4 protein-coding genes are annotated in these 14,720 nt (G+C 68.0%); all 4 read right to left on the minus strand.

Annotation, left to right across the window (positions count from 1 at the left end; all coding sequences use genetic code 11):
* Positions 1-27: 27 nt before the first annotated feature.
* The 4 genes from GEV01_RS01980 to GEV01_RS01995 are packed head-to-tail and all read right to left on the minus strand — an operon-like array spanning position 28 to position 14,371.
* Complete coding sequence (locus GEV01_RS01980) at positions 28-1,386, minus strand: MFS transporter (RefSeq protein WP_152801183.1); 1,359 nt, start codon at positions 1,384-1,386, stop codon at positions 28-30.
* A complete protein-coding gene (locus tag GEV01_RS01985) occupies positions 1,383-5,957 on the minus strand; it encodes a non-ribosomal peptide synthetase (protein WP_152801185.1) in 4,575 nt (1,524 codons plus the stop codon). Before GEV01_RS01985 ends, GEV01_RS01980 begins: the two co-directional genes overlap by 4 nt.
* Complete coding sequence (locus tag GEV01_RS01990; protein WP_152801187.1) at positions 5,954-9,304, minus strand: non-ribosomal peptide synthetase; 3,351 nt, start codon at positions 9,302-9,304, stop codon at positions 5,954-5,956. The genes GEV01_RS01985 and GEV01_RS01990 overlap by 4 nt, the downstream gene beginning before the upstream one ends.
* Before the next feature lie 30 nt (positions 9,305-9,334).
* The gene (locus GEV01_RS01995; protein ID WP_217428330.1) at positions 9,335-14,371 is read right to left on the minus strand and encodes a non-ribosomal peptide synthetase; all 5,037 of its coding nucleotides are present in this window, start codon (positions 14,369-14,371) and stop codon (positions 9,335-9,337) included.
* Between the last annotated feature and the right edge of the window lie 349 nt (positions 14,372-14,720).

Here is a 14,720-nt window from a genome sequence, read left to right on the forward strand (position 1 = left end):
TGTTATGCACGGTCGCCGGAGTTAAGCTCATGCCGGCTCGCGATACGTCGTGGTTGGCGGCGTCCGCGCCGTTTCTGTTTGCGCCGGGCCGCTGATAGCGTCCGGCAGTTGTTCGACCTGGCGTATCGCCTTGATGCAGTAGGCCGCCACGGCGACTGCCGCCATCAGCAGACCGAGGACGATGAACATCAGGCCTATTCCGCGACCGGGCCCGGTGCCGATCACCAGTCCGACCGAGCCGGCCAGCGCGCCACCCTGCGTCAGCATCGGTTCGAACAGGTGCTCGGCCAGCGGCCCGGCGAGGCAGTAGCCGAGCGGCATGGCGGCCTCCGACAGCAGCCGCTGGATAGCGAAGCAGCGGCCCTGCAGTTCGGCCGGCACCTTGCTTTGCCAGATACTGTCGTTGGAGGCGCTGATGGCCGGCAGTACCGCGAACATCGCGAAGCCCGCCGCCGTCACCAGCACGAGCGACGGCGCCAGGCCATGCACGGCGATTGCTAATCCGGCCAGCAGCGAGCAGCCCAGCACTCCATGGATGCGGCGGCGTGGGCCGCCGGTCGCTGTCATCGCCAGGCCGCCGAGCAGCAGGCCGGCGCCGCCTATGCCCATCTGCAGCCCCAGTCGCGCCGGATCGGCGAACGACAGCACCAGCGGCGTGATGGCGATGCTGGCGATCCCGAACAGGAAGTTGTTGACGCCGAAGACCGACAGCAAACCAAGCAGGCCGCCGCGCTGGCGTACGTAACGGAAGCCGTCGCCGGCCTCGCGCCATAGGCTTTCGCCGCCTTCGCTGCGTTCCGGCCGCGGCACCCGGGCCAGCGCCAACGCGACGGCTCCGGCCAGGAAGCTGGCGGCGTCGATCAGCAGCACGCCGTGCAGGCTGAAGGTGGTCACGAGCACGCCGGCCAGCAGCGGCCCGGCCACCTGCGCGACGGCGGCGCCGGTTTGTACCAGGCCGTTGACGCGGGTCAGCTGGTCGCGGTTGGCCAGCAGCGGAATGCTGGCCGAGTAGGCCGGCGCCAGGAAGGCATTGGCCACCGCCGTGACGGCGACGGCGGCGTAGATGTGCCATAGCTCCAGGCGTCCGGCGGCCAGCAGTCCCGCCAGCGACAGCATGGTGGCGGCCGACAGCAGCTCGCAGCACAGCATGACGCGCCGCCTGTCCCAACGATCCACCAGCGCTCCGGCCAGCGGCGACACCAGCAGCGCCGGCACCGACATGGCGACGAAGATCAGCGCGAAGCGTGTCGTCGATCCGGTCTCCTGCAAGACCCAGATGCCCAGCGCGAAGGCCGACAGGCGCGAGCCGACGCCGGAGATCAGCTGGCCGAACCAGATCAGCAGGAAGTTGCGCAGTCCACGGTCGTGGCTCACAACGCGGCTCATGCTGCGGCCTCGTTCCGGCGCGGCGCAGGCAGGAAGCCACGCTGCTGCATGAAGCCGATGTAGGTCTCCAACAGCGCGCGGTCCGCCGGCGGGCAGACGGTGCCCAGCGGCGCCACCGCGTCCATCGTCGTGCTGCAATCGAAGGCTGGTTCGCGCGGATCGACCTGCTCCGGGAACAGCGGTGCGAAAGTGGCCAGCGCATTGTCGCGTGACTTGGCGGCGGCGTCCTGCAGCGCGGTCCTCCAGGTTCCGTAGTCCGCCTGGTCCACCGCGTAGCCGGCGGCGCGCAGCGTCGCTACCAGTTCTTCCAGCGACATGCGGTGCGGATTGAGGAAGTGGAAATTGCCATTCTGGTCGCCGGCGCCGAGTGCCAACTGGACGATGGCGCGGCTGACATAGTCCACCGACGCCATGTCGAAGCCGTCGCCGTCGATGCGTGGCGCCAGGCCCAGTTGCACGCAGCCTTTGATCCAGGAGCTGAAGTAGTCTCCCAGGTTGCAGCCGCCGGTTCGGCTATCGCCGGTAATGCGGGCCGGCCGGTAGACGGCGACAGGCAGGCCGCGCGCACGCGCCGCCAGCGCCAGTTGTTCGGCCACCCACTTGCTTTGGTTGTAGCCTCCTTGCTGGCCTTCCGCCTTGGGTGGCGCGGAGTCCTCGCTGACGGTCGCTTCCAGCTGGTCTTCGGTGACGTACACACCCAGCGTGGAGATCAGGTGCACAGGTTTGAGCCGAACGCTGGACGCCAGCCGCAGTACCGCCAGCGTGCCGCCGGCGTTTGCCGCCGCCAGGCTTTCATAAGGCGCCAGGAAGTTGACCTGGCCGCCGTTGTGGAAGATCACGTCAACGCGCGCCGCCATCGCGGCGAAGGTTGTGGCGTCCAGCCCCAGGTCCGGTTCGGAGAGATCGCCTTGCAGCGGCACGATGCGCCGCTCGTCGCCGTCACGCCATAAACCGTAGCTGTGCAGGTTGGAGCGAATGCGTTGCAGGCATTCCGGCAGCGTGGCGGCGCGCACGAGACACACCATTTCGGCATCGGTCGCGTCGAGCAGGTCGCGCAGCAGATAGGCGCCGAGGAAGCCAGTGGCGCCGGTGATCAGTAGTGACCGTGGCGCGGCGCGCGGTGCGGTCGGTGCTGCGGCGCGGGCGGGCTCTATATCGGCCGGCAAGGCGGCTTGCGCAGCGAGGTCCAGCACCGGCGCAGCCACGCCGGCGCGCAGGTCGTCGACCAGCTTGGCCATGGCTTCGATGGTGGGCGCGGAGAACACCGCGCTGAGCGGAACAGTGACGCCGAACGTCTGGCCGAGCCGGAATACCAGCGGCAATGTGAGCAGCGAGTCGCCGCCGACATTGAAGAATTCGTCGTCCACGCTCAGTTCTTTGCGGCCGAGCAGCTCGCGCCAGAGCTGCATGATGGCGGCTTCGGTGTCGGTCGCCGCAGGCTTGAGTACGCGCGCCGGCGTTTGCTGTGCCGACGGCGGTGGCAGGGCGCGGCGGTCGATCTTGCCGTTGACGGTCAAGGGCAGCGCGTCGAGGCGGTGGTATAGCGATGGCTGCATGGCGTCCGGCAGGCGGGTGGCCAGGTAGCCGCGCAGGTCGGCGACACTCAACCCGGGGCCGGCGACAAAGTAGGCCAGCAGCCTGCGGTCGCCCGGCGCCAGTTCGTGCACGGTCGCCACGGCCGCGCTGACGCCCGGGCATTCGGAGATGGCGCTTTCCACTTCGCCCAGTTCGATGCGGAATCCCCGCAGCTTGACCTGATGATCGCGGCGGCCGACGAAATGTAGCGTACCGTCGGCGTTCCAGCGTGCCAGATCGCCGCTGCGGTACAGTCGTGGCGCTTCCGAGCCGCCGGCATCGGCAGCGGCGGCGAACGAGTCGGCGACGAAGCGCGTTTGGTTCATGTCCGGTGCGTTCAGGTAGCCCAGCGCCACGCCGGCGCCGCCGACGCAAAGTTCGCCGATGACGCCGCGCGGCGCCAGTTGGCCATGGCTGTCCAGGATATGCACCTGCACGCCGGGCAGCGGACGGCCGATCGGCAGTTCCGCGCCGTCGAAACCGGCGCCGTCGCAGGTGCTGAGCATGGCGGCGCAGACGGTCGCCTCGGTCGGGCCATAGTGGTTGGTCAAGGTGACGCGTCCGCCGGTGAGGCGCGCGAAGCGGCGCACCTGCGACAGCGGCACGGCTTCACCACCGAACATCATCATGCGCAGTCCGGGCAGCAGGCCGTCGTCATGCCGCACCTGCGCATAGCCGTCGGTCCAGCGTCGCCACAGGGCTGCCGGGGCGTCGATGGCGGTGACGGCGTACTGCTCGCAGTAGCTTTCCAGTTCGTGCGGCCCCAGTTCATTCGGTGACGGATGTAGCACCAGCGTGGCGCCGGACGCCAGGGCCGGGAAGATGTCGCCGACGGAGGCGTCGAACTGCAGCGACGGCAGCATCAGCAGGCGCTGGCCGGAAAACTCGTGGCGCTGCAGGAAGGCCTGTGTCAGATTGATGACGTTGGCGTGGCTGACCGCGACGCCCTTCGGCGTGCCTGTGGAGCCGGACGTGTAGATGACGTAGGCGGCATCCGTTGGCGCGACCGCGACCACGGTGAACTGCTGGCCGGCGGTTTGCGTGGTGGACGCCACGGCCAAGCCCAATGGTGCGGCGAGAGTGCTTGCACGCTGGTGCAGCGCATCGGGCGTCAGCACAGCCAGCGCCTGTGAGTCGTCCAGCATGAAGCGCAGCCGTTCGTCGGGATGCGACGGGTCCAGCGGCACGTAGGCGGCGCCGGTTGCGACGATGGCCAGCAGGCCTATCATGGCCTCGGCGGAGCGGTCGGCCATCAGCGCGATACGCGTACCGGGCGCCGCGCCCAGCGTCAGCAATCGCTGGGCCACGGCGCCGGCGCGCCGCGTTAATTCGGCGTACGACAGGCTATGGCCATCGGCGACGACGGCGGCAGCCTGCGGGCTACGCGCAGCCTGCGCCGCGATCCAGCCATACAGGTTGCCGCCGTCCGGCGGCGCCAGCACCGCAGCGGCGGGACCGCCGTCGGCCAGTGCCAGCAATTCATTGCGCTGGGCCTCGTCCAGCAGCGGCAGCTGCGACATCGGGCAATCGGGATCTGCCAACGCCTGCACCAGCAGCGCCGCATATTGATCGCCCAGCCGCGCGATGGTGGCGTGCTCGAACAGTTCGGTGTTGTAGTCGAAGGTCGCCAGCATGCCATCGTCCTGCGCCGACAGCGATAGCGTCAGCTCGAAGCGCGCCGTGTCGATGCCGGTGCGCAGCGAAGTGGAGGCGAGTCCATGCAGTTGCAGCGGCGGCTCTTTGCCCGGCTGCAGAACGAACATGGTCTGGAACAGCGCGCTACGTCCCGGCACCCGCTCCAGCGTGAGCGCATCGACTATGCGTTCAAGAGGGGCATCGGCGTTACTGAAGGCATCGAGACAGTGGCTGCGGGTACGCGCCAGCAGTTGACGGAAGGACGGATCGCCGGACAAGTCGCCGCGCAGCGGCAGCGTGTTGGCGAACAGGCCTATCAACGGTTCGAATTCCTTGGCGCCGCGGTTGGCGAACGGCGTGCCGAGCACCACGTCATCCTGTCCGGCATGGCGGCCGAGCAGCGACTGGAAGGCGGCCAGCAACGCCATGAACAGCGTTGCGTGTTCGGCGCGCGCCATTTGTTCGAGGCGTTCGACCAGGGATTGCGGCAGCAGCGACATATGGGATGCGCCTTGCGTGCCCAATATGTCCGGACGCGGCTTATCGGTCGGCAGGGCCAGTAGTCCGCTGGTGCCCGCCATGGCGTTGCGCCAGAAGTCGACCTGGCTCGCCAGCTTTTGCTGTTGCAGCTGGCCGGCTTGCCATTGAACGATGTCCGGATAGCGAACAGGCAAAGCTGCCAGCAAACCGTTCAGCGGTTGGCGGCAAATGGCGGCGTTGTAGCAGGCTTGCAGCTCTTCGTGGAGCACACCGCAGGACCAGGCGTCGCCGACGATGTGGTGCATGACGACCATCAGCACATGGTCGTCTTCGCCGACGCGTGCCAGGCCGACGCGCAGCAGCGGTGCGCGCGACAGGTCGAAGGGACGCGTGTTCTCCAGTGCCAGCAGTTGCGTGATGCGCAGCTCCCGCGCGGCCGGTTCCAGCATCGACAGGTCGTGACGTTCGATTTCCAGCGTGGCTGACGCATGGACGGTTTGTACGGGCTTGCCGTCGATCTCTCTGAAGCTGGTGCGCAGCGCGGCATGACGGGCGACGATCGCGTCGAAGGCGGTGGCCAGCGCCGATTCGTTCAGCGCACCGCGCAGGCGGTAGTGCTGATACAGGTTGTAGGCGCCGCTGCCAGGCTGCAGCCGCTCGAAGAACCAGATGCGCTGCTGAGCCGGGGCTTGCTGGAAAGGGACGCCGTCCGCCACCGGTGCGAGCTGGCTTACTGCTTCGACGATGCCTGACGCCGATGCGGCGAAGGGGGCCGCGCCGCTCAGCCGCTGCCGCAGCAGTTCGCGCTGCTGCGGAGTCAAACGCGCAAGGCGCGCATCGAGCGGCGCCGCAGCGCCGCCGCTTGCTTGATCTTGAGTCATGGGGTTTCCAGTGCGCCGCTTAGCAACGCTTCGATATGTTCATCGGATAGGCCTTCGAGTTGGTCGAGCATGCCGTTCAATGCACTGTCGTCGATGCCGTCCAGACGGTCGCGCATCAGCAGGTCGGCGAAGGCCGCCACGCTGGGCGCTTCGAACAGCGTGCGCAAGGCCAGTTCTGCGCCCAGGCTTTGCTGGATCCGCATCATCAGCCGCGTGGCAAGCAGGGAGTGGCCACCCAGCTTGAAGAAGTCGTCGTCGATGCCGACCTGCGGCAGGCCGAGCACCTCCGCCCACAGTCCGCACAGGACTTCTTCTTCGGCGTTGCGCGGAGCGCGATAGCCGGCGGCCGCGCTGGCAGAGGCGTCGGGCTGGGGCAGGGCGCGGCGGTCGATCTTGCCGTTTGGTGTCAGCGGCAGCTGTTCCAGGTACACATAGGCCGACGGCAGCATGTATTCAGGCAGGTGCGCGGCGGCGTGGTTGCGCAGGTCTGCGGCGGACGGACGTGCCGCGCCATCGCCTGCTCCTACCAAGTAGGCGACCAGGCGCTTGTCGCCGGGGCGGTCTTCGCGGCAGATCACCACCGCCTGGCCGACGGCGGCATGCTCCTGCAGTACAGACTCGATCTCGCCCAGTTCGATGCGGTAGCCGCGCAGCTTGACCTGGTTGTCGATCCGGCCCAGCACTTCAATGCGGCCGTCGCGGGTGCGGCGGGCCAGGTCGCCGCTGCGGTACAGCGTGCCGCCAGGGACGAAGGGATCGGCGATGAATTTCTCCGCCGTCAGCTCCGGGCGGTGCAGGTAGCCGCTGGCGACGCCGGCGCCGCCGATCAGCATTTCTCCCGGCACGCCGGCCGGCAGCAGCTGCATATTGGCGTCGACGATATAGATCTGCGTGTTGGCGATCGGCTGGCCGATGGTGATCGGCTCCGCGCCCGGCTGGACCTTCTCCAGCGTGGACCAGATGGTGGTTTCGGTGGGGCCGTACATATTCCACAGTGCGCCGGTGCACGCCAGCAGGCTGTCGGCCAGGTCGCGCGTCAGCGGCTCGCCGCCGCTCAGAGCTGTCAGGCCGGGGCGGCCGGACCAGCCGGCGCCGAGCAGCATGCGCCAGGTAGCCGGCGTGGCCTGCATGATGGTGGCGTTGGAGTTGTCCAGCAGGCGGCCCAGGGCCGCGCCGTCGGCTGCGGTGGCGGGATCTGCGATCTCGATGCTGGCGCCCAGCGTCAGCGGCAGCAGCAATTCCAGCACCGCGATGTCGAACGACAGCGTGGTGACGGCGCAGATCCTGTCGGCCTCCGTCATACCGGGGCGCTGCGCCATCGAGACCAGGAAGTTGACCACGGCGCCATGCGGCAGCCGCACGCCTTTCGGGCGGCCGGTGGAGCCGGACGTGTAGATGACGTAGGCGATGGCGTCGCGGTCCTGCGCCACGTCGACTGCGGGCGCGCCGGCCGGTACGTCGTCGATCATCAGCAATTGCAGCGCCGTTTGCGGCAGTTCGGCGCGCAGTACCCGTTCGGATACGACCAGTTTGGCCGCGCTGTCGTCGAGCATGAAGGCGATGCGGTCGGCGGGATACGCTGGATCCAGCGGCACATAGGCTGCGCCAGCCTTCAGTATGCCCAGCAGCGCCACTAGCATTTCCGGCGAGCGCCGCATGAAAAGGCCGACCAGATCGCCCGCGCCCACGCCGCGCGCCAGCAGCTGGGCCGCCAGGGCGTTGGCGCGCTGGTCCAGCTCACCGTAGGACATGCTGCTGCCAAGGTGGCGCAGCGCCTCCGCGTCAGGCGTGCGCGCCGCTTGCGCCTCGATCATCGCGTGGACGCTGGAAAAGGCCGTGGTGTCGCAGGCGCTATCGTTCCAGTCGCGCAGCAGCTGGCGGCGTTCCTGCGGCGCCAGGATCTCCAGCGCGGACAGGCGCTGCTGCGGTGCGCCGACGGCGCTGCGCAGCAGCTGCGTCAGATGGCCGGCGAAAGCGTCGATGGTAGAGGCTTCGAACAAATCGGTGGCGTACTCAATGTAGAGCGTTAGGCCGCCGTCTTCCTCGCCGGCGAACAGCGTCAGGTCCGAGCGGCTGGTGCCGGCGTCGAGCGCTCCGTGCGCGGTCGGATGCAAGGTCAGGCCTGGCAGTTGTACTTCCTGGGCGGGGAAATTCTGGAAGAACAGCATCACCTGGAACAGTGGCGAGTGGCTCATCGAACGTTCAAGCTCCAGTTCTTCCAGCAGGCGTTCGATCGGCAGATCCTGGTGCGAATAGGCGCCGAGCGTGCCTTCCTTGACGCGGGCCAGCAGTTCGCGGAAGCTTGGGTCGCCCGACAGGTCGGTGCGCAGCGCCAGCGTGTTGACGAAGAAGCCGACCAGCGGTTCCAGCTCCTGGCGACGGCGGTTGGCCACGCCGACGCCGACGATCTGGTCCTGCTGGCCGGTGTAGCGGGCCAGCAGCGTCTGGAACGCGGCCGCCACCACCATGAAAGGCGTGGCGCCTTCGTCGCGGCCGAAACGCTTGATGTCTTCGTACTGCTTCGCGCTGATCCGGTGGCAGCGCGCCGCGCCACGCTTGCTTTGCACGGCGGGGCGGGCGCGGTCGCCCGGCAGCTCCAGTATCGGCAACTGGCCGGACAGGCGCTCCTGCCAGTACGCCAGCTGCTTGGCCAGCGCTTCGCTGTCCTCGGCCAGCAGCTCGTTCTGCCACAAGGTGTAGTCGGCATATTGGACCGGCAGTTCCGGCAGCGGCGAGGGCTGGCCGGCCTGGAACGCTTCATACAGCGTGCACAGCTCTCCGTAAAGAACGCCGTTGGACCAGCCGTCAAACGCGATGTGGTGGGCGTTGAGCACAAACAGGTGTTCGGCATCGTCCAGCCGGATCAGCGTGGCGCGCAGCAGCGGGCCGACGTCCAGCTTGAACGGGGTACGCGCCTCCTGCCGCGCAAGATGAAGGGCGGCGTCGCGGCGCTCTGCGGGCGGCAGCGCGCCGACGTCGTGCAAGGCCAGCGCGAACGGCGCGGCCGGCAGTACCTTCTGATACGGCCCCTGCTCGTCGCGCGCCATCACGGTGCGCAGCACTTCGTGGCGGGCGACGATCTCGCTCAGGGCGCGCTCCAGGATGTGGCGCTCGGTGCGGCCGCGCAGCCACATCGCGCTTGGCACGTTGTAGGCGGGCGAACCGGGTTCCAGCTGGTCGAGAAACCACAGCCGCTGCTGGGCGAACGACAGCGGCAGGCGTTGCGGCCGCGCCCTGCGGCCGATTGCCTTGCTGACGGCGGGTGCGGCCTGCTTGCTCAGCTGTTGCATCAGCAATGCGCGTTTCTCTGGCGAGAGGCCCGCCAGGCGTTGATTCAGATCGGTCATGTGATTATCCGTGGTGGTTGTGAGAGCGCGTCACTGGCTGGCGGTGCGATGGAGCTGCGCGCTGGCTTGTGCGTCGCTCAGGTTGTCGAGCTGTTGCAGCAGTTGATGCAGGACGTCGGGTTGGCAGTTGGCGCGTTCGATGGCGATGCGCGCCGCCATCTGTCGCAACTGCGGCGCTTCGAACACGGCGCCGAGCGGGAACTCGATGCCGTGCTGCTGTTCGATGCGCGCTACCAGCCGGGCGGCCAGCAGCGAGTGGCCGCCGAGGTCGAAGAAGCTATCCTCGGCGTTGATGTGCGACTGGCGCAGCAGTTCGCGCCAGTGCTCGGCCAGCGCCGCTTCCTCGTCGTTGAGTGGTGTCGTTGCATCGTTGCGCGATGGCGTGGTCTGCGGCGCCGGCAGTGCGCGGCGGTCCACCTTGCCGTTCGGTGTCAGCGGAAGACGTTCCAACGGCAGCAGGGCGGCCGGCACCATGTAGGTCGGCAGCACTGCCTTGACCTGGTCGCGGATGGCGGCCGTGTCGAGCACTGCACCCGGGATGGCCGTGAGATAGGCCACCAGGCGCTTGTCGCCGGGGCTGTCCTCGCGCAGCACCACCAGCGCTTCGCGCACGCCTGCGCATGCTGCGAGGCGGGTTTCGATTTCACCGAGTTCAATGCGGAACCCGCGCAGCTTGACCTGGGCGTCGTTGCGGCCGATGAATTCGATATTGCCGTCGGTCCGCCAGCGTCCGATGTCGCCGCTGCGATACAGGCGCGCTTCCGGATCGGCGCTGAACGGGTCGCGGACGAAACGCTCGGCGGTCTGCTCCGGGCGGTTCAGGTAGCCGCGCGCCACGCCGTCGCCGCCGATCCAGATCTCGCCCGCCACGCCGGCTGGCACCGGCTGGCCTTCCTGGTCGAGGATGTACACGGTGGTGTTGGCGATCGGTTTGCCGATAGGGATGGAGCGCGCATTGGCCGCAGCCATGCCGATCTCGAAGCTGGTGGCGAAGGTGGTGGTCTCGGTCGGTCCGTAGCCGTTGAGCAGGCGCTTCGGCCGCCGCGCCTTGCCCAGGACATGAGCGATGCGCCTGGCGTCAAGCACATCGCCGCCGACCAGCAGGCAGCCCAGCGTGGCGAAGGCTGGTTCCAGGTCGTCGGCGTATTGATTGAACAGGCCGACCGTCAGCCACAGCGCCGTAACGCCGCCATCGAGCAAGGCCAGGTTGAAGGCCTCCGGCCGCAGTACCGTGGCGCTGTCGATCACCACCACGCCCGCGCCGTTGAGCAGGGCGCCCCAGATCTCCCAGGTAGCTGCGTCGAAGGCGGGATTGGCGCAGTGCGCGACGCGGTCGTGCGCAGCCAGCGGGGCGTAACCGCTGTTGACGACAAGGCGCACGATGTTGCGGTGCTCGATCATCACGCCTTTCGGCACACCTGTGGAGCCGGACGTGTACATGACGTAGGCCAGGTTGCGGGCCTGCAGTCCCGTTACGCAGGGATTGTGCGTCGGCCGTGCCGACACGCGGGCGGTGGCATCCGCGCCGGCCAGCGCCAGTTGCGGCCAGGCTGCGTCCAGGTCTTCCAGCGGCCGGGCGCACAGCACCAGCTTCGCTGCGGAGTCGCCGAGGATCTGGACGATGCGCGGGCGCGGGGTGTCCACTTCCAGCGGAACGTAGGCGCCGCCGGCCTTCAGCACCGCCAGCATGGCGACGATCAGCAACGGGCTGCGTTCGAACACCAGCGCCACGCGGTCCTCTGGCTGCAGGCCGCGGGCCAGCAGCTCGTGCGCCAGCTGGTTGGCGCGGCGGTCAAGATCACCGTAGGCGATGTGCTGCCCGGCGTGCTCGATGGCCAGCGCATCCGGGTTGGCTGCGGCAGCCTGTTCGAACAGTTGATGCACCAGCGCGTCGCGCGGATAAGCGGTGGGCGCGGGGTTGAACGCCTTTAGCAGCTTCTCGCGCGCCGGGACCGACAGCAGCGGCAGGCGGCTGAGCGTCTGGGTGTCGTCGGCCGCCATCGCCGCCAGTATCGACTTCAGGCAGTCGCCCAGTTGCTGGACGCTGGCGTGGTTGAACAAGTCGCTGGCGTATTCCAGGTTGCCTGCGATACCCGCGCCATTGTCGGCCACCAGCAGCGACAGGTCGAAGTGCGTGGTGCTCTGTGGCAGTGTGGCCGGCGCCAGGACAAGTCCCGCCAGCGCGCCGCCGTGTTCACTCGCCGTGTTGTCGAGAGCGACGACGGTCTGGAACAAGGGGCCGTAAGCCATGCTGCGCGGCGGGTTGAGTGCTTCCACCAGATGGTCGAAGGGGAGTTCCTGATGCTCGTAGGCGGACAGCGTGCCGCTGCGAACGCCGGCCAGCACCTGGGCGACGGTCGGATTACCGTCCAGCTGCACCCGCAGCGCCAGCGTGTTGGCGAAGAAGCCGATCATCGCCTCCAGCTCGGGACGCGGACGGTTGGCGACCGGCGTGCCGACGACGATGTCGAATTGGCCGCTCATGCGGGACAGTACGCAGGACCAGCCGGCCAGCAGCACCATAAACAGCGTGGCGTTGTGGCGCAGCGCCAGGGCGCGCAACGCGGAGGTGGCATCCGCGTCGAGGGCGAAGAAGATGCGGCTGCCGCGATAGCTTTGGCGCTCGGGACGCGGACGGTCGGTCGGCAGCTCCAGCAGCGCCGGGGCGCCTGCCAGGTGGCCGAGCCAGTAGGCCAGCTGGCGTTGCAGCGCGGCGGCCTGCTCGGGGCGGCGCTGCCAGGCGGCGTAGTCGGCATATTGCAGGGGCAGCGGCGGCAGCGGATCGGCCCGGCCTTCGAGATAGGCGCCGTACAGCTCCGCCAGCTCCGCCTTGATCACGCCCATGGACCAGCCGTCGGAGATGATGTGATGCTGGATCAGCAGCAGTTCGTGGGTCTCGGGTGCGAGGCGTAGTAGCAGCGCGCGGAACAGCGGGCCGGCCGCCAGGTCGAAGGGGCGGGAGATTTCGGCTGCGTACAGCGCGCCTCGCGCCGCTGCCTGGTCTTCGGGCGACAGATAGCTCAGATCCTGCTCCAGCAAAGGAGCCGTCTGCCCGGACGCGGCGACACGCTGCACCGGCACGCCGTCGGCCGCCACAAAGCTGGTGCGCAGGCTGTCGTGGCGGGATACGATGCGCGCTAGCGCGGCCTTCAGCGCGTCCTCGTTCAGCGGCCCGCTCAAGCGGTAGCAGACGGGCATGTGATAGGCCAGGCCTGCGGCCGGATCGAGCTGGTTGAGGAACCACAGGCGCTGCTGGGCGTGCGACAGCGGCGCCGCGCCGTCATGCGCGCCGATGGTCATCGGCGTCCAACTGGCTTGGGCAGCGCCGGCCATCAGGCCCGCCATGCCGGCCAGGCTGGCCTGCTCGAACAGCGCGCGCGGCGACAGTTCGACGCCGAGATCCTGGCGCAGCCTCGCCGCCAGCCGCAGCACCATCAGCGAGTGGCCGCCAAGTTCGAAGAAGTTATCGTGGCGGCCGATCTGCCGCAACGCCAGCAAGTCCATCCATATTGCAGCCAGTGCGGTTTCGTGTTCGCCCTGCGGCGCTTCGAAGTCACCGGCTGTGGCATCCTCGCGATCCGGCGCGGGCAGGGCCTTGCGATCGACCTTGCCGTTGACAGTCAGCGGAAAACGCTCCAGCACCACCAGGCTGGCCGGCAGCATGTAGGCCGGCAGTTCCGCCTTGAGACGCTCGCGCACCGCCTGCTTGTCGATGCCGGCGCCGACCAGGTAGCCGACCAGGCGCTTGTCGCCGGGGCTGTCCTCGCGCAGCAGCACCAGCGCTTCGCGCACGCCATCGCACGCTGCGAGGCGGGCTTCGATTTCACCCAGCTCGATGCGGAAGCCGCGCAGCTTGACCTGGAAGTCGTTGCGGCCGATGAATTCGACCACGCCATCGGCACGCCATCGTCCCAGGTCGCCGCTGCGGTACAGCCGCGCCGCCGGATCGTCGCTGAACGGATCGGCGATGAAGCGTTCCGCGCTCAGCTCCGGGCGATTGAGGTAGCCGCGTCCCACGCCGTCGCCGCCGATGTGGATCTCGCCGGTGACGCCCAGCGCCACCGGTTTTCCCTGCTCGTCGAGGATGTGGATCTGCGTGTTTGCGATCGGGCGGCCGATGGGAATGCTGCCCGCCTGCGCCGCCGCCTCATCGATCTCGAAGGTGGTGGCGAAGGTGGTGGTCTCGGTCGGGCCGTAGCCGTTGAGCAGATGGCGCGGGCGTCCCGGCTTGGACAGCACCTGCGCCACCCGGCGCGCATCGAGCACGTCGCCGCCGGCCAGCAGCCAGGTCAGGCCGGCGAAGGCCGGTTCCAGCTCGTCGGCGTATTCGTTGAACAGGCCTGCGGTCATCCACAGCGCCGTGGCGCCGCCGGCTATCAGGGCCTGGCAGAACTCGCGCGGCCGCAGTAGCGTCTCCGATGCGATCACCAGCAGGCGCGCGCCGTTGAGCAGCGCGCCCCAGATCTCCCAGGTGGCGGCGTCGAAGGCGGGGTTGGCGCAGTGCGCCACGCAATCGGCCCCGGTCAGCGGCGCAAAGCCGGCGTTGACGGCCAGCCGCAGCACGTTGCGGTGCTCGATCATCACGCCCTTGGGCATGCCAGTGGAGCCGGAGGTGTACATCACGTAGGCCAGGTGGTGCACGTTCAGTCCCAGCGCGGCGGCGTCGGGATTGTGCGTCGGCAGCCGGGCGATGTGTTCCGCCTCGCTGCGCAGCGACAGCTGCACGATGGTGGATGGCTGGCCGGCGACGTGGGCGTCGCACAGGATGGCCGCCGGCGCGGCGTCGGCCAGGATGGCGGCCAGGCGTTCGGCCGGCGTGGCCGGATCGAGCGGCAGGTAGGCGGCGCCGGCCTTCAGCACGGCGAGGGTGGCGATCACCATCTCGGCGCTGCGGTCGAGCACCAGTGCGACGCGCTGGTCCGGCCGCACGCCGAGCGCGATCAGGCGATGGGCCAGCTGGTTGGCGCGGCGGTTGACGTCGTCGTAGCTGAAGGTCCGGCCGCCGCAGTCGATCGCGGTGCGATCCGGCGCCGCCGCGGCGATTTGCTCGAAAACCTGGTGGACCAATCCATCCCGGGGATAGGGGCGGGCGGTGGCGTTGAAATCGGAGGGAACCGGCTGAAAAGCGGGGATTTCCAAAACTGAGTTGCTCAAAACCATGTCGGCACGTCGCAAAAAAAGTTGGGGCGAGATGGGTTGTGACCATCTTTCTTCATAGACATATGATTGATAGTCGATGTCTATTTACCAACGAAAATATAGCACCGTTGTTACACTTTTTTACGTAAATGCCTTTCCGTCACTTTTATCCAACAGATAATCTTTTCTGTCAATTTGTGGTATACCGCGTACGTTTTATAATCCGTATAAGGCGCGCTTTTGCACGATTTGCTTGCCTTATGCAAGTTGTTATAAA

Origin of the sequence: Rugamonas rivuli, from assembly GCF_009380165.1 — a bacterium.
GTDB lineage: Bacteria > Pseudomonadota > Gammaproteobacteria > Burkholderiales > Burkholderiaceae_D > Rugamonas > Rugamonas rivuli.